The organism is Yoonia sp. 72, assembly GCF_034652275.1.
Taxonomy (GTDB): domain Bacteria; phylum Pseudomonadota; class Alphaproteobacteria; order Rhodobacterales; family Rhodobacteraceae; genus Yoonia.
Window position 1 is genome coordinate 1,139,238 of sequence record NZ_JAXIWG010000001.1, and the last position, 15,388, is coordinate 1,154,625.

Consider the following 15,388-nt stretch of genomic DNA (forward strand, 5'->3'; position numbering starts at 1 on the left):
GGCAGTGCAGGCAACGAGGCCCATAGCGAAACGGCCGGCAGTTCAGGCGATGACCCATGTCAAAATCCGAACTGCACGCCGATATAGCCAGATACAGCGCTTTGCCCAGCGATGTTCCCGTCGTTCTGGCTGTGCATCACCCCAAGGCTGAGGTTGCCGGCCTTCGACACAGGCACCTGATATGCGAACCCCAGATCCAGCTGACGTTCGACCGGCGCAAGACCGATATCATGGCGGGCAAAGCGGACGTCGCCCGACGTCATTTGCACTGGTAGGTCCATACTTGCCGAACCACGGGTCACCGCGACGGGCTGGCGAACGAACATGGTCAGCACGTCGCCGGCGGAGCCAATATCCGCGCGCGCAAGCGACACGCCGACACGGTCATAGACCAGCGGGCTGACATCGCCCAGAAGTCCCCTGCCCTGACCCGTCGCAACACCTATTTCGGCAGTCATCCGCAAGGCAGTCCGCGACGATAGTTGCGTCGCCATATCGATATGCAGCGCATGCGACACAGAGCTGACATCACCGGCGCTTTGCGGCATCGTGATGCCCAGCATTGTTCCGTCGGCGTGCAGCGTCGTAAAGCCGACTTGCCCCTGTGCCTGACCCAGATCGAAGCTCCGGTGCACTGCGAGCCCGGTCGTCGCCTCTCCGGTCAGGAGGGCAACGCCAAGGTCGTCACCCGGCGCGGTCAGCGCGATAGCCTCACCGCCCTGCAGATCGGTGCCGGATGCGTCGTGCCAGCCGGTTTGCAAGCGCGCCGGATCGCCGCCGCTGCGCACCGCCGCATGCATATTGCGTCGGGCGGCCCCCATGTCGGTCTGCAAGGCGGCCGTCAGCGCCATCGCCGCAGGATCGGCGCGGGTCTGTGTACCTGCCAGCACATCACCCGAAACCGCAAAACTGCCATGAAGCTGGTCCGTCGTTACGATATCCAACGCCGCCAATGACCGGGTCAGGCTGTCGCCGACAGCGGGGCCTGCCAAGATCGCAGCCATGCCCAGATCGACCGTCCCACCATCCGCCATCGGGACCACCGGTTGCCCGATCGGCAGCAAGGCCGCGCGCAGGTCCAGAAAGCCGTGCCCGAATTCGGCGTTATAGCCATGCGTGATCCCCGGCGCGAATTCGAGCACTGCATCATGTTCGAAAAACCGGTTGTCTGCCGTGGCCAGAAGCCTGTCACGCAGCTGTGCGGCCGTCAGGTCGGGGAACGCTTCGGCCAGCAGTGCGACCGATCCGGCGACTTGAGGTGCCGCAAACGACGCGCCAACGCCGATTTCATAGCTGTCGTCCGCGGCCTGCGTCGCGACCTTGATCTGCCCGTTTGCCGCCATGCAGAAACGTGCGGTTTCAAGGCAGGCGGTCGAGATGCGCACAGCGCTCTGGATGCCGTCGTCGTTGAATAAGGGGATCGCGTTGATGACGCTGATCCAGTTTGCTTCCAGATCGGGGGCACCTAACGGCAACGCCGCCATCACGCTCGCGCTGGATGCCGCATAGTCGTTTTGCAATGCGAACACGATCACGCCACCGGCCGCGAATGTCCGCAAGCCATCAATATAGGAACGTGTTGCGCGCACAAAGTCGGTGACATTAACGTTCTGCACCGTGCCCCCCGACAACCCCCAGGAATTGTTCGATACGATCGCGCCATGTGCAGCCGCATCGCGCATATGATTTCCAAGGGTGGTCCAGCTAACGGGCGCACCAAAGTTCAGGTGCCCCAGATGAAGGTCAGCCCCGGGCGCAAAGCCGATCGTGCCGCCATTTGCCCCGTTGCCAGCCATGACCGACGCGACCGCTGTCCCGTGAAAGTCGCCTGCCGCTGGCGGTCGGCCGGATATGTGGATCGTCTTGCCAGTGAACTGGTCATGCGACAACCGCACGCCACTGTCGATCAGCGACACGACCTGACCCGCCCCCGTCAAGCCTGTGGACAACGCATAATCCAGCCGCGCCGCGGTCAAAGGATGTGACCGGACCACCCGGCCAAACCCCTGGTAGTCAGGATGCTGGTCGATCCACAGCGTAAAGCGAAAGCCGTTGGCCAGAAATCCCGGCAAGCTGCGTATGCGCTGCACCTCTGTCGCCGAAAACGAGGTCACGAAGTGGCGGTTCCACGGATGGCCCACGTCATCCGTTTCGTCAGTTGCATCGCGGACAGGTGGATCAGGCACGACGATCGTGACCGGTTCGGCATCGTCGCTTGTGGGGATGCAAGCCCCAAGTACAATAGCAAAAACAAGGCAGATTAGCTTCTTCATATGTCAGGCCCCCCATGACAGTCTTTCGCCATGAGTCCCGCCTGCCCGTTAATAAATCCCTGAGCGCCCCAATCTGATTGCCTAAAATGAGAGATGTTCGGCGGTTCCCTTTTGCGCCAACGGGGCAGCGGTCGTATGGGTTGAATCTTATTGCGAACGCTTCTCATTTGCATGTATAGGAGGGCATCCATCCCTCGAATCGAAGGAAATCACATGCCCGCGACCCAAAAACCGACCCGACTTTTCGCTGCGATTGCCGCCCTTGCCCCCCTGCCCGCTATGGCGCAGGACGCTCCGTTGAATGTGCTGACCACGGTAACCATGATCTCGGATGTTGCCGCGAATGTTGCAGGCACCTGCACCGAGGTGACATCGCTCTTGGGTGCGGGCAGCGATCCGCATCTGTATCGCCCGACGGCGGCGGATGTCCAAAAGCTCGCGGGGGCCGACCTGATCCTTTATGTCGATCCCGCTCTGGAAGCGCGGCTGGCGGAGGTGCTGGCAGGCTTCACTGACCGGACCCCGACAGTCGGCGTCGCCCGCGCCAGTTTTGACGACACCACGCTGATCGGCGACCCCGAAGACGCCACACAGATCGACCCGCATCTGTGGATGGATGTCAGCCTTTGGGCGCAGATCGCGCCCGTGATCGCCGATGCCATCGCCGCCCAGCGCCCCGATTGCGCAGATGATCTGGCTGCCAATGTCGCAGCCTACACCACCCAGCTCGACGCCCTGCACGCTTGGGTGACAGCGGCGATTGGATCCATCCCAGAGGATCAGCGCCTGCTGGTCACGGCGCATGACGCCTTTGAATACTTCGCCGCCGGATACGGCATGGAAGCCTCCGAGGCTATCGAAGGCATCAGCACCGAATCCGAGGCCAGCATCGGCGATATCCGCGATGTGGCGGCCTTTGTCGTCGATAGCGGCGTGCCTGCGGTCTTCGTCGAAACCACGATCAACCCCCGCACCATCGAGGCGCTGGTGGCCGAGGTGCAAAGCCAGGGCCATGACGTCGTCATCGGCGGCGAGCTTTTTTCGGATGCGATGGGTGATGACGGAACCCCCGAAGGCACCTATATCGGAATGATCCGCGCCAATACGGTGACCGTGACCGAAGCGCTTGGCGGCACCCTGCCCGACTGGCCCGAGGCCTTGGCAGGCTGGGCGCAGGACTGGAACATCGGCGGCTGACCGATCGGTCGCAAAACCCCGCAGGATGGCGCGCGCGGGCAGACCCGGGCGCCGTTCGTACTGGAGAGATGATGATGCGTGACGACACCCTGCACGAGCCCGATCAGGCGCTCCATGTCGAGGATCTGACCGTCACTTACGGCGCGAACCCGGTGTTGTGGGACATCGACCTTGATATCCCCCCCGGTGTGATGTGCGCCATTGTCGGCCCGAACGGCGCGGGCAAATCCACGCTGATCAAGGCGGCGCTTGGCCTTGTGCGCCCCGTCGCGGGGCATGTGCGGTTTCTGGGTCGCCCCATCGGGCAGATGCGTGGGCAGATCGGCTATGTCCCGCAGCGCCACAGCGTCGATTGGGATTTCCCCACAACCGCGCGCGATGTGGTGGAAATGGGTCTTTACCGCGACCTTGGCTGGCTGCGCCGTCCGGGCAAGGCGGAACATGTACGTGCTTTGGCGGCACTGGCCGAGGTCGGGATGCAGGATTACGCCGACCGCCAGATCAGCCAGTTGTCGGGCGGCCAGCAACAGCGCGTCTTTATCGCCCGCGCTCTGGTGCAGGATGCGCCGATCCTGATCCTTGACGAACCGATGGCGGGCGTCGATGCCAGCACCGAGGCGATCATCATCGCCCTGCTGAAGAAACTCCGCGATGCGGGGCGTACGGTCATCGTCGTGCATCACGACCTGACCACGGTGCAAAGCTACTTCGACTGGCTGGTGATGCTGAACGTGCGCATCATCGCGCAAGGCCCCGTCGCGCAGACCTATTCGGCCGAAAACCTGCGCGCCGCCTATGGCCGTCATCTGGCGATGATCGCCGTTCCGGCCGAGGAGGCCGCATCTTGACGGCCATCGTCGCGCTTTTCTCCAGTGATATTGTCCAGACCGTGTTGATCGGCGCGGCACTTTTGGGGGCGATTTCGGGGATGCTGGGGGCCTTTGCCGTGCTGCGCAAGCAAAGCCTGCTTGGCGACGCGCTGAGCCATGCCGCCCTGCCCGGCGTCTGCCTTGGCTTTCTGATCGCGGGCGGGCGTGATCTGGGCAGCGTGATGGTGGGCGCTTTCGCCACGGGGGCGCTGGCGGCCTTGGTGATGATGCTGATCGTGCGGCGCACGACGCTGAAAACCGACGCAGCCCTTGGCATCGTGCTGAGCGTGTTTTTCGCCGTGGGCATCGTGCTGCTGACAGTGATCCAGACGCAGGGCGGGTCCGGCAGTCTGGGTCTGATGACCTTTCTCTTCGGGCAGGCGGCGGCGATCCTGCGGAGCGATCTGTGGATCATGGGCGGGGTCGGTCTAGGCGCATTGGTGCTGGTGCTGGCCTTCTGGAAGGAATTCAAGCTGGTCAGCTTCGATGCAGATTTCGCGCGGTCGCAAGGCTTTCCGGTCACACTGCTCGAGGCGGGGCTGACCGTCATGGTGGCCCTTGCCATCGTGGTGGGCTTGCAGCTTGTCGGAGTGATCCTGATGGTGGCCTTGCTGATCGCGCCCGCGGCGGCAGCGCGGCAATGGACCAATTCGCTGGGTGGGATGGTGCTGCTGTCAGCCGCCATCGGGGCGGCGTCGGGTGCCGGTGGCGCGCTGGTCAGTGCCACGACACGCGGGCTGGCGACCGGACCTGTCGTTGTGCTGATCGCCACGGGGGTCGTGATCATCTCGCTTCTGATCGCCCCCGGACGCGGGCTGATCTGGCAGGCCGCCGCCACACGGCGCGCGCGTGCGCGGATCAGCGACGGGCGGGTGCTGGCCACTTTGCAGGGCTTTGCGCAGATGCATGACGACGCGGGCTATCCGTCCGAGCGCGGCATGTTGCAGGTGGCCTTGGGTGCGAAACCGCCTGCCGCGCAACTTGCTTCACTGGAAAGCCGCGGGTTGATCCGGTCGGTCATGCATCCGCCCGAAACCACGCCGCATTGGGAACTGACGACCGCAGGCCATACCGAGGCTGCGGCCTTGTCAGGTCCACCCGCCTCGGTAGAAAAGCAGCGCACAGAATGATCGCTAGCTTCTTTTCTTCCATCCCCCTGATGATCGTACTGACCGGCGTGCTGACGGGCGTTTCGGCGGCACTGCTGGGGTCGTTCCTGATCTTGCGGGGCAATGCGATGCTGACCGATGCGATCAGCCATTCCATCGTCTTCGGGATCATCGTGGTCTGGCTGCTGACAGGCCAGACATCAGGGCCGGTGCAGGTGCTGGGGGCGGCCGTCACCGGCGTGCTGACGGTCGTGTTGTCCGAACTTCTGGCGCGCTCAAAGCTGGTCAAGATGGACGCGGCCATCGGGCTGGTGTTTCCAGCACTCTTTGCCGCCGGTGTGATCCTGATTTCGATCAACGCGCGCAACGTGCATCTGGATGTGGACAGTGTGCTTTTGGGCGAGATCGGGTTTGTCTGGCTCAACACCGTCACGCTCTTCGGGGTGGATGTGCCGGTCGCGGTGGCGACGCTGGGGTCTGTGCTGGTGGTCAACCTCGCCTTTGTGCTGGTGCTGTGGAAGGAGTTGAAGCTTGCCACCTTCGACGCAGGGCTCGCCGCCGCCTTGGGGTTTTTGCCCGGCGTGCTGCATTACGCAATCCTGACGCTGACCAGCGTGACGGCGGTTGCGGCGTTTGATGCGGTCGGCGCGATCCTGTTCATCGCCTTCGTGATCGTGCCACCCGCCACGGCCTATCTGCTGACCCGCCGCCTGTGGCTGATGGTCGTCATGGCGGTGGCCTTTTCGGTGGCCGCCGTGATCAGCGGCTATTTTCTGGCCTTATACTGGAACGTGTCGATCGGTGGGATGATGGCCAGCATGACGGGCGTCTGGTTCGCGCTGGCGCTACTGTTCGCGCCTGCGCAAGGGTTGCTGGCGCAGGCACTGCGCGCGCGGACCGAACGGCTGGACCATGATTGCCGCGCATTGGTGGCGCATCTGTTCACGCACCAAGACACCCCCGCCATGGCCGAGGAAAACACCCTGCGCGCGCTGGTCAGTCACCTGCGCTGGACCGAGCCGCGCGCCCGCGCCGCTGTGCTGCGCGCGCATGACCGCGACCTGATCGAACGGCGCGATGGCCTGTTGTGCCTGCGCCCCAAAGGCACCGCCGAGGTCGAGGCCATCTTTGGGCGTAGCGACGCCTAGCCCTGGCTGACGACCTTCTGGGTCTGCACGCCCAGCCCGTCGATGCCAAGGCGCATGGTCTCGCCCCCTGACAGATAGCGCTGCGGCTTTTGCCCCATGCCCACGCCCGGCGGTGTGCCCGTCGAGATGATGTCGCCCGGTTGCAGGCTCATGAAGCGCGAACAATAGGCGACAAGATGCGGCACCTTGTAGACCATCGTCGCGGTGGTGCCGTCCTGATAGCGGTGGCCGTCCACCTCCAGCCAGAGGCGCAGGTTGTCATGATCCGCGATCTCGTCACGGGTCACCAGCCACGGTCCGGTCGGGCCGAAGGTGTCGCAGCCTTTGCCCTTGTCCCAAGTGCCCGCGCGTTCGATCTGGTATTCGCGTTCGGACACATCGTTGATGACGCAGAACCCCGCGACATGGGACATGGCGTCAGACTCGTCGATATAGGCGCCACCTTGCCCGATCACGACGCCCAGTTCGACCTCCCAATCGGTCTTGACCGATCCGCGCGGGATCAGAATGTCGTCATCGGGACCAACGATCGCCGAGGTCCATTTGTTGAAGATCACCGGTTCGGGCGGCACGGCAAGGCCGCTTTCGGCGGCGTGATCCGCGTAATTCAGGCCGATGCAGATGAATTTGCCGACCTGCCCGACGCAAGGACCAAGCCGCAGGTCACCCTGCGGTGTGCCGTCAACGACCGGCAGGCTGTCGATATCAAGCGCCTGCAACCGCGCGATGCTGTCGGGCAACAAGGCCGCTGCGGCGATATCCGGCACATGGGCGGACAGGTCGCGCACGCGCCCCTGCGCATCCAGACATCCGGGTTTTTCATGACCGCGCGGGCCGTAACGCAAAAGTTTCATGTGATATTCGTCTTTCCGGTTTTGGCAGGCCCGAGTCCCGTGGTCACAGGGGCCTGCAAGGTCATCTTGGACAGTCTGGGTTTCAATACGGGCGATAGTCAACTGACCTCGGCAGAAACAGCCGCTATTGCAGGTCGCTGGCTATCGTCAGATCGTCACGCCGCCGTCGACCAGTACCGCCTGACCGGTCACGAAACGGCTGTTGTCAGACAACAGATGCACGATCGTCGGGGTCAGATCATCGACCGTGGCAAGGCGTCCCATGGGCTGGCGTGCGATGAAATCCTTTTCCGCTTGGACAGGATCGGGGGCTGCCGCGATCCGTCCGCGCAGCGACGGCGTGTCCACGGTGCCCGGACACAGCGCATTGCAGCGCAGGTTGCGGGTCACGAAATCGGCGGCAATCGCCTTGGTCAGCCCGATCACAGCGGCCTTGGTCGCGCCATAGGCGGTGCGGTTGACGAACCCTTTGGCCGAGGAGGCCATCGACGACATGTTCAGGATCGCGGCGCTGCCGGTGCTATCGGCCTGCCGCAACAGGCCCGGCACGAAGGCGCGGCACATCCGCACCATCGAGGTCACGTTGATATCCAGCGCAAAGGTCCAGTCTGCATCGGTCAGATCAAGGATCGTGCCGTGATGGACCACACCCGCGCAGTTGAACAGCCCGTCAAGGTCCGGCAGGTCCTCCGCCAGCGCCGTGATCGCCTGCGGATCGGTCACGTCGAGCTGTCGCGTCTCGATCCCCTTGACGCCTGCCAGCGCGGTCAGCAAGGCAGCATTCACATCCGTCGCGATCACCCGCGCACCGGCCGCAGCACAGGCGCGCGCGCTGGCGGCCCCGATCCCTTGCCCCGCTGCCGTGATCAGGATCGTCTTGTTGCGCAAGATCATGTTGTCCCCCGTCTTTCCCCCCGCAGGTCCGCGAAACGCGGTCCCGATAAGGTGACAAACACCGCGCGGCTCTTGTCGTCAAGGCTGACAGAGGCGGCTCTGGCGGCACCACCACAGGTACAGGTGCCACTAGATATCATCGGGCGATTGTTTCTGTCGCAACCGCGCTATGAACGCGCGCCTCAAAGCAGGGGGTGCCCTAGCCGCAGCTCAACTGACGCAGGTCCGCGCGGTCAAAGCGATTGCGCAAGATCGGGCGGTGGTGGATGGTATCGATGCGCAGGCCGCATCCGCAGCCTTGGCGCTGCCTCCGAACCGGTTTCGGGGCAACTGACAAAAGGAAACGGACCATGCTGCGCAACATCCCTCCCATCCTGTCGCCCGACCTGCTGGCCAGCCTGCGGGCGATGGGGCATGGCGACGACATCGTGATCGCGGATGCGAATTTTCCCGCGACAAGCCTCGCAAGCCGCTGTCACCGGCTGGACGGGATCAGCGCGACCGAAGTGCTGACGGCGATCCTGACGCTGTTGCCGCTGGACACATTCGTGCCGGACCCCGCGATCACAATGCAGGTCGTGGATGACCCCGACGCCGTCCCGCCCGTCGTCGCGACGTTCCAGACAATCATCAACACGACAGCCGATAATCCTGTGACGATCACCGCCATAGACCGGTTTGCGTTCTATGCGCGCGCGCGGACCGCCTTTGCCATTGTGCAGACCGGCGAGACGCGGCTGTACGGCAACATCATCCTCAAGAAAGGCGTCATCGGGTCGCGGTGATCAGCGCGGAGGGGCATGGCTGCGGGATCCTCCGGAACGGCCGACCGGTCCTGCGCGGTCCTGCCTGCGGGTGATCACCGGTCAGCGCGCCGGACCCGCGATCGCCCACCGATGGTGGAAAACCGAAAAGCGCGATCATGCCGCTTGCAGGCTGCAAAGCCTGCTGCCCGCCTTGCATCGGCTGGCCAAGGCAGAACAGTTGATCGGAAGGCGGCGCTGAACCACGACCATTTGGCCACCCTAGTCGTAGTACGCACGCCGCGCGGTTCTAGCCGTTGCGCCCCGCAGTTGCAGACTGACTGGTGCAGTCCAGTGCCGACGGCGGTTGATCCGCGAAGTCGCGCCCCCGCGCGACCAAGAGCGGTGCGGTACCCTGCGGGTGTCGCGCCTTGTCCCGCGCGGCCGCGATGCTTTGCCCAAGAAGGGCGACAAGTCCCGCAAAGGCGGCGTGGTCATGCCCCGTTCCCGGTCGGAGCGCCTGACAACGGCTGCCTGCTTGGTGCAAACCAAGCGTCATCGCGGCCCCCTTGAGCGTATGCAGAACATCGTCCAGATGCGCAGGGGTCGGACCATCTGCCTCTGGGGCGGTCATCGCGGCAAGCGCATCGGCGTCGTCCTGCAACTGGTCCAGCAAGTCACAAAACAGATCCGGACCCAATTCATCCAGTACCGACGTCAGCTGCACCATATCGAGCAAAGCCGATGTGCTAGCGGTCTCCGACGGAGCCGTTGCAGGGACAACAAGCCCGGGCTGCTCTTGGTCCTGCGCGGACCTGAAACTGCGCAGCACCGATCCCAGCTTGTCACGTGTCACGGGCTTGGCCATGAAATCCGTCATGCCGGCATCAAGACAGCGCTGGCGATCCTCGGCAAAGGCATTGGCGGTCAAACCGACGATCGGCAACTCGATGCCAAGAGCGCGTATCGCGCGCGTCGCCGCCAGACCGTCCATGACCGGCATCTGCAAATCCATCAGCACCAGGTCAAAACTTTCCTGCTGAACCCGTTCAAGTCCGATATGGCCGTCTTCAGCCGTGGCGACCTTGGCGCCGAAACTGCGCAGCAGCGCCACCGCGACCTCGCGGTTGACGGGATTGTCCTCGACCAGCAACACCCGGATGCCGCTTGGCACGTCGGGTGCGTGCGGCACGGGACGCGCAGCGGCAGGTGCAGCCGGTCCCAGCACCGTAACCGGCAGTTCAAGCCAAAACACGCTGCCCTTCCCGACGGCACTGTCGACACCGATCCGGCCACCCATACCGGTGACGATCCGTTTGCAGATCGCAAGGCCCAACCCGGTTCCGCCGAACCGGCGCGAGGCGGACCCCTCGATCTGGCTGAAATCGCGGAACAGCTTGTCGTGATCCTCGGGCGCGATGCCGATACCGCTGTCCTGCACCTCGATCCGCAAACCCGCCTGAGGCAAGAGCGTGCCGCGCACACTGACCCCGCCTTCGGACGTGAACTTGACCCCATTGGCAACGAGGTTCAACAGCACCTGCCGCAATCGGATTTCATCGGTCGCGACGGTCACCGCCGGCAGATCGACGTCGAAGGAAAGCCGCGCATCCGCGATCCGCGTCCGGAACACGTCATCCAACAAAACCGCAACATCCGGTAGCGACACTGGCGCATTGCTGAAGGTGACACCATTGGCGTCAAGGTTCGAGTAATCGAGAATAGCGTTGATGATCTCCAGCAGGACATGGCCGGACCGCCAGATCGTCAGAACACGCCCCGATTGGTCGGGGTCCAGGTCCGTAGTCCTGAGAAGATCCGCAGATCCGATGATGCCGTTCAGCGGCGTGCGGATTTCATGGCTCATCGTGGCCAGAAACATCGACTTTGCGGCACTTGCCGCTTGGGCGGCGGCTGCACTGCGTGAATTGCGGATGGACAGCGCGCGCAGCTGTTGCTGGGTCTGGGAGATAATGCGCAGGTCGATGAATTGCAGGATGATAGTGCCGACAAAGACCAGCGCCGCGATGGCCACTGCCGCGGCAAGCCGCTGATAGGACGCAAAGGTCTGATCCCTGCTTGCAACACGGGCCTTGTTGAGTGTTGCGTTCGTGGCGATGACCAGGTCGTTGCTTAGAGCTTTGATCTGTCGGGCCTGATCAAGGATCAATGGCAAGGCCTGTTCAAGTGCCGCTCTGTCATTGGCGCGCGCGTCGATCATCTGCGCAAGATTACCGATGTCGCGCTTGACCGCGGCCCCGATCGCCTGCAATTCGTCGGCCCCTTGGAAGGACTCTGAAAAGACGCCCTTATCGAGCAATGTGATCCGGCTATAAACCAGATCGAAACTGAGAAGGACGGCATCCAGTGTCTCGGCTGACGGGCCGTTGCGTGCCTCAAGTACTGCTTCGGTCAGGCGCGATGCCTCGCGATGGGTCTGAAAGACGGCCCACATGGCGTCTTCACGCACGCTTTCAAGCATGACCTGCCGTCGGTCCTGAACGTTCACGAACAAATAGGCGGTCGTGGCGATCAACACCAAACCCAAGGCCATCAGCACGAATGTGACCCAGCGGACAGATACCGTCCATCCGATGGGCGCGGGATCATCCATGTCAGTCGAGGACTTCAATCCGCGCGATCTGCCAGACGGAACGGCCGAAATACACCTCGTCAAACAGGTCGGGGTTGTCATCGAACGGATAGATCAGAAACAACGGCCCCTTTTCACGCACCGACATCGGCCGCGTGTCCAGATGCGTGGCGAACACAACGCCCAGATCATGCAGGTCGGCAGCCGGGACGGTGGCGGCGTAATCATTCAATGCCACAACCCGCAGGGTCGCCCCCTGCGCGCCCACCGCGTCAAGGATAGCCGCCCCCAGAGGACCGCTGAAATTGTGGACATCATCGAACCAAGGGGTCGCAGTGGTCACGGTCGCCTGCTGCAGGTCTTCAAGCATAGCGCGGTCGAACCGCGCGACGCCATCGCCGTTTGTGTGCGTGATATTGCCGGATACTGTCAGGATGACATCGCCCTGCGGGGCGGGCAAGTCGGCAGCCTGTGCGACCGATGCGATCATGGCGAGGATCGCGAAAAGCAGGTGTTTTATCATGGGAACCTTTCCTTGCAGATTGCTAGGCAACATGGCTAGCTGCGCCATCTTCGGGGTAATATCTTGCGATTTCGTTTAGCCCTGCGGTGAAAGCGGTCACGCATTGCGGGTCGAAATGACGCCCGGACTGGCGCAGGATTTCGGCATAGGCCTCGTCAAAGGACCAGGCCTTTTTGTAGGGCCGCTGAGAGCACAGGGCGTCGAAGACATCCGCCACGGCAGTGATCCGCGCCGAAAGCGGGATGTCGGCGCCGGCGATACCCTTGCCATAGCCAGTCCCGTCCCATTTTTCGTGATGATAAAGCGCGATTTCATGGGCCATGCGGATCAGGTCGCTTTCGCCGTCCTGCAGAATTTCCGCACCGATAGTGATATGACGCTGGACCTCCAGCCGTTCTTCGGGGGTAAGCGCCGCGGGCTTTTGCAGAACGGCGTCGCTGATGCCGATTTTGCCGGTGTCGTGAAGCGGCGCCGCCAGATAGATCGTCCGGCAAAAGGTTTTGCTTTGGCCCAAAGTGCGCGCGATGATTTCGGCGACAGCGGCCACGCGCGAGATATGTTGCTGCGTCGTCCCGTCGCGCAATTCGATCGCGCGCGCGAGCCGCCAGATCAGTTCTTCTTCGCGTTCGACGAGTTTGCGGGTCGCCTGCTGCACTTCGGCATCAAGGTGACGCGCGCGGTCCATCAGTGCAAGCTGGGCATTGCGCAACGACAACAGGTTCTGGACGCGCACACGCAACTCTTCGGGATCAAAGGGTTTGTTGAGGAAATCCGTCGCCCCCGCGCGCACGGCGGAGAGACGCAATTCCCTGTCGTGATCGGCAGTCAGCATGATGACCGGCACGAATTGGTAATCGGCCAGCGCGCGTAGATGCGTGATGCAGGTGATCCCGTCCATGTCAGACATCCGGTAGTCGACCAGTACAAGGTCGAACACGGTTTCGCGGCACCGCGCCAGTGCCGGCACCCCGTCAGAGAAACATTCGACTTCATATTGATCGTTGCGGGATAAGACAGCACGGATCACGCTGCGGCTGATCCGTTCGTCGTCGACGATACATACGCGCATGGCTTTGCCTTTCCTTTCCTGTGCAACCGTTGCCTTGATCTTGTTGCATAGCCGACAACCAAGCCCTGCGATAAGCCACGAAAAACGCGTAATTTTAGCCAAATCTGTGCGATCAACAGGCAGCACGGAGTCATGTGTTCTTGCGCCGCGCGCAAAGCTTCCCATATGCGGACAAGCGGCGTACTCAATCTGCTGGAGACCACGATGGGCTACCTGAAAACGGCGATACTGATGGCGGCGATGACCGCGCTTTTCATGGGCATCGGCTATCTGCTGGGCGGGGCGGGCGGTGCTGTCATCGCCCTTGTGGTCGCGGCAGCAATGAACGTCTTTACATGGTGGAATTCGGACAAGCTTGTCCTGCGGATGCATGGCGCCGAACCCGTCACGCGCGGCGACCGGATGGGGCTGCATGCGATGACTGCCGAACTGGCGCGCAATGCGGGCATGCCGGAACCCAAGGTCTATCTGATCGACACCCCTCAGCCCAATGCCTTTGCAACAGGGCGCAACCCGTCGAATGCGGCGGTGGCGGTGACGACCGGCCTGATGCGCAGTCTCAACCGCGAGGAACTGGCGGGTGTGATCGCGCATGAGCTGGCGCATATCCGCAACCACGACACCGCGATCATGACCGTGACGGCGACCTTCGCCGGTGCAATCTCGATGCTGGCGAATTTCGCGCTGTTCTTTGGCGGATCGCGCGAAAGGATGGGCCTGATCGGCACGCTGGCGCTGATGTTTCTGGCGCCCTTCGCTGCGGCGCTTGTGCAGATGGCGATCAGCCGGACCCGCGAATATGCCGCCGACAAGGCCGGGGCCGAGATTTGCGGCAACCCGCTCTGGCTGGCTTCAGCGCTGGAGAAAATCGCCGTAGGGGCGGCACGGATCGACAATCACGCCGCCGAACGCAACCCCGCGACGGCGCATATGTTCATCATCAACCCGCTGCATGCCCACAAGCACGACAACCTCTTCGCGACCCACCCCGCCACCGAGAACCGCATCGCCGCCCTGCGCGCCATGGCAGGGCAAGCGCGGACTGCGTCTGCGCCACAGCCTGTCCGCGCAGGTGTTCCGGCAACGCGCAAGCGCGGCGGACCTTGGAGCTGATCAGGCCAGCGTCGTGCCGCGCGCACCTGCGACCGTGACAGCGGTGCCCCAGCCACGGCAATCGGTGTCGAGTTTGGGCGGCAGTGGTGCGTCGGTATAAAACCCGTCCATCTGCGCGACCGAGCCGATCCGCGCAGGCGCACGGCGTGCGAATTTGGAATGGTCGGCTACAAGAAAACTGCGCCGCGCCTGCCGCAGGATCGCCTGGCTGACGCCCACCTCCTGAATGTCATAGTCGAGCATGTCGCCATCTTCATCCAGTGCCGAGCAGCTGATGACGGCCAGATCGAACTTGAACTGGCCGATCGCCTGCGTTGTCACCGTGCCCACCAGCCCCGCGTCGGTGCGCCGCAGCAGACCGCCCACGACGATGATTTCGCAATGCGGGTTGTCGATCAGGATATTGGCGACGTTCAGGTTGTTGGTCAGCACCATGATCTCGCGGTGTTGCAGCAGGGCGCGGGCGACGGCTTCGGTGGTGGTGCCGATGTTGAGAAACAGCGAACAGCCGTTGGGAATGTCACGCGCGCAGGCGGCGGCGATGGCAGCCTTGCCTGCCTCGTTCAGGTCGCGGCGGTCCTGATAGCCGATATTGGCCACGGTGGACGGCAGGATCGCGCCGCCGTGCACACGCTGCAATTTGCCCTGATCGGCAAGCTCCGCCAGATCGCGCCGGATCGTCTGCATCGTCACGGCGAAATGCGCCGCCAGATCCTCGACCCCGACACGTCCGTCACGGCGGGCGATGATCTGGATATCGCGCAGGCGTTCGGGTTGTGACATGAAACAGCCCTTTCTGGTCCGAGTGTATCAATTCGCGTCGGCGCCCCGAATCAGACGGGCGGCGACCCATGTTCGTTTTATACTGATTTCTGCACCGCCGCGAACATGAATACCGGAACATATCATAAACAAAAGCCCCAAAAATGTTCCTTTTTTAAAAACCGAGCATTTTTGACCAGTAAAACGAAAAAACTTGCGCATCGGCTTTTGCCCCGACTAC

13 protein-coding genes are annotated in these 15,388 nt (G+C 62.9%); 6 read left to right on the plus strand and 7 right to left on the minus strand.

Annotated features, from left to right (window positions below):
- Positions 1–59 precede the first annotated feature (59 nt).
- Positions 60–2,273: a S8 family peptidase gene (locus VCK47_RS05880; protein ID WP_322889779.1), complete on the minus strand. Its 2,214-nt coding sequence runs from the start codon at positions 2,271–2,273 to the stop codon at positions 60–62.
- Positions 2,274–2,486: 213 nt separating this feature from the next.
- Here VCK47_RS05880 and VCK47_RS05885 point away from each other — a divergent pair, with 213 nt between their 5' ends.
- The 4 genes from VCK47_RS05885 (at position 2,487) to VCK47_RS05900 (ending at position 6,596) form a co-directional block, all read left to right on the plus strand.
- Entirely contained in the window at positions 2,487–3,470 is a 984-nt protein-coding gene (locus VCK47_RS05885; protein ID WP_322889780.1) for a metal ABC transporter solute-binding protein, Zn/Mn family, read from the plus strand.
- 68 nt (positions 3,471–3,538) lie between these two features.
- Positions 3,539–4,318: a metal ABC transporter ATP-binding protein gene (locus VCK47_RS05890; RefSeq protein WP_416236649.1), complete on the plus strand. Its 780-nt coding sequence runs from the start codon at positions 3,539–3,541 to the stop codon at positions 4,316–4,318.
- Positions 4,315–5,469: a metal ABC transporter permease gene (locus tag VCK47_RS05895; RefSeq protein ID WP_322889782.1), complete on the plus strand. Its 1,155-nt coding sequence runs from the start codon at positions 4,315–4,317 to the stop codon at positions 5,467–5,469. The genes VCK47_RS05890 and VCK47_RS05895 overlap by 4 nt, the downstream gene beginning before the upstream one ends.
- Positions 5,466–6,596 carry a metal ABC transporter permease gene (locus tag VCK47_RS05900; protein WP_322889783.1) on the plus strand — a complete coding sequence of 377 codons (1,131 nt, stop codon included), beginning with the start codon at positions 5,466–5,468 and terminating at the stop codon, positions 6,594–6,596. Before VCK47_RS05895 ends, VCK47_RS05900 begins: the two co-directional genes overlap by 4 nt.
- Here the strand turns inward: VCK47_RS05900 and VCK47_RS05905 are convergent.
- Positions 6,593–7,450, minus strand: a complete 858-nt coding sequence (locus VCK47_RS05905) for a fumarylacetoacetate hydrolase family protein (RefSeq protein WP_322889784.1) — start codon at positions 7,448–7,450, stop codon at positions 6,593–6,595. The two genes, VCK47_RS05900 and VCK47_RS05905, sit on opposite strands and share 4 nt — an antisense overlap.
- A 147-nt stretch (positions 7,451–7,597) precedes the next feature.
- Positions 7,598–8,344, minus strand: a complete 747-nt coding sequence (locus VCK47_RS05910; RefSeq protein WP_322889785.1) for an SDR family oxidoreductase — start codon at positions 8,342–8,344, stop codon at positions 7,598–7,600.
- 350 nt (positions 8,345–8,694) lie between these two features.
- Between VCK47_RS05910 and VCK47_RS05915 the strand changes: the two genes are divergently transcribed.
- Positions 8,695–9,129 carry an RbsD/FucU family protein gene (locus VCK47_RS05915; RefSeq protein ID WP_322889786.1) on the plus strand — a complete coding sequence of 145 codons (435 nt, stop codon included), beginning with the start codon at positions 8,695–8,697 and terminating at the stop codon, positions 9,127–9,129.
- Between the two features lie 268 nt (positions 9,130–9,397).
- On the opposite strand, the gene VCK47_RS05920 is transcribed toward VCK47_RS05915, so the two are convergent.
- The 3 genes from VCK47_RS05920 to VCK47_RS05930 are packed head-to-tail and all read right to left on the minus strand — an operon-like array spanning position 9,398 to position 13,272.
- On the minus strand, positions 9,398–11,701 hold the full coding sequence (locus VCK47_RS05920) for a hybrid sensor histidine kinase/response regulator (protein ID WP_322892270.1): 2,304 nt from the start codon (positions 11,699–11,701) through the stop codon (positions 9,398–9,400).
- 1 nt (position 11,702) lies between these two features.
- Positions 11,703–12,203, minus strand: a complete 501-nt coding sequence (locus VCK47_RS05925; protein WP_322889788.1) for a hypothetical protein — start codon at positions 12,201–12,203, stop codon at positions 11,703–11,705.
- 22 nt (positions 12,204–12,225) lie between these two features.
- Positions 12,226–13,272: an HD domain-containing phosphohydrolase gene (locus VCK47_RS05930; protein ID WP_322889789.1), complete on the minus strand. Its 1,047-nt coding sequence runs from the start codon at positions 13,270–13,272 to the stop codon at positions 12,226–12,228.
- Between the two features lie 204 nt (positions 13,273–13,476).
- Here VCK47_RS05930 and htpX point away from each other — a divergent pair, with 204 nt between their 5' ends.
- Positions 13,477–14,385 (plus strand): zinc metalloprotease HtpX, encoded by a 909-nt coding sequence (htpX, locus tag VCK47_RS05935; protein ID WP_322889790.1) that lies wholly within the window; start codon positions 13,477–13,479, stop codon positions 14,383–14,385.
- On the opposite strand, the gene VCK47_RS05940 is transcribed toward htpX, so the two are convergent.
- Complete coding sequence (locus VCK47_RS05940) at positions 14,386–15,168, minus strand: DeoR/GlpR family DNA-binding transcription regulator (RefSeq protein WP_322889791.1); 783 nt, start codon at positions 15,166–15,168, stop codon at positions 14,386–14,388. It lies immediately after the preceding gene.
- Positions 15,169–15,388 lie beyond the last annotated feature (220 nt).

Excerpts from the sequence above, each read along its gene's own strand:
- VCK47_RS05880 (WP_322889779.1), bottom strand. The coding sequence starts at position 2,273 with ATGAAGAAGCTAATCTGCCTTGTTTTTGCTATTGTACTTGGGGCTTGC.
- VCK47_RS05885 (WP_322889780.1), top strand. The coding sequence starts at position 2,487 with ATGCCCGCGACCCAAAAACCGACCCGACTTTTCGCTGCGATTGCCGCC.
- VCK47_RS05890 (WP_416236649.1), top strand. The coding sequence starts at position 3,539 with ATGATGATGCGTGACGACACCCTGCACGAGCCCGATCAGGCGCTCCAT.
- VCK47_RS05900 (WP_322889783.1), top strand. The coding sequence starts at position 5,466 with ATGATCGCTAGCTTCTTTTCTTCCATCCCCCTGATGATCGTACTGACC.
- VCK47_RS05905 (WP_322889784.1), bottom strand. The coding sequence starts at position 7,450 with ATGAAACTTTTGCGTTACGGCCCGCGCGGTCATGAAAAACCCGGATGT.
- VCK47_RS05910 (WP_322889785.1), bottom strand. The coding sequence starts at position 8,344 with ATGATCTTGCGCAACAAGACGATCCTGATCACGGCAGCGGGGCAAGGG.
- VCK47_RS05915 (WP_322889786.1), top strand. The coding sequence starts at position 8,695 with ATGCTGCGCAACATCCCTCCCATCCTGTCGCCCGACCTGCTGGCCAGC.
- VCK47_RS05920 (WP_322892270.1), bottom strand. The coding sequence starts at position 11,701 with ATGGATGATCCCGCGCCCATCGGATGGACGGTATCTGTCCGCTGGGTC.
- VCK47_RS05925 (WP_322889788.1), bottom strand. The coding sequence starts at position 12,203 with ATGATAAAACACCTGCTTTTCGCGATCCTCGCCATGATCGCATCGGTC.
- VCK47_RS05930 (WP_322889789.1), bottom strand. The coding sequence starts at position 13,272 with ATGCGCGTATGTATCGTCGACGACGAACGGATCAGCCGCAGCGTGATC.
- htpX (WP_322889790.1), top strand. The coding sequence starts at position 13,477 with ATGGGCTACCTGAAAACGGCGATACTGATGGCGGCGATGACCGCGCTT.
- VCK47_RS05940 (WP_322889791.1), bottom strand. The coding sequence starts at position 15,168 with ATGTCACAACCCGAACGCCTGCGCGATATCCAGATCATCGCCCGCCGT.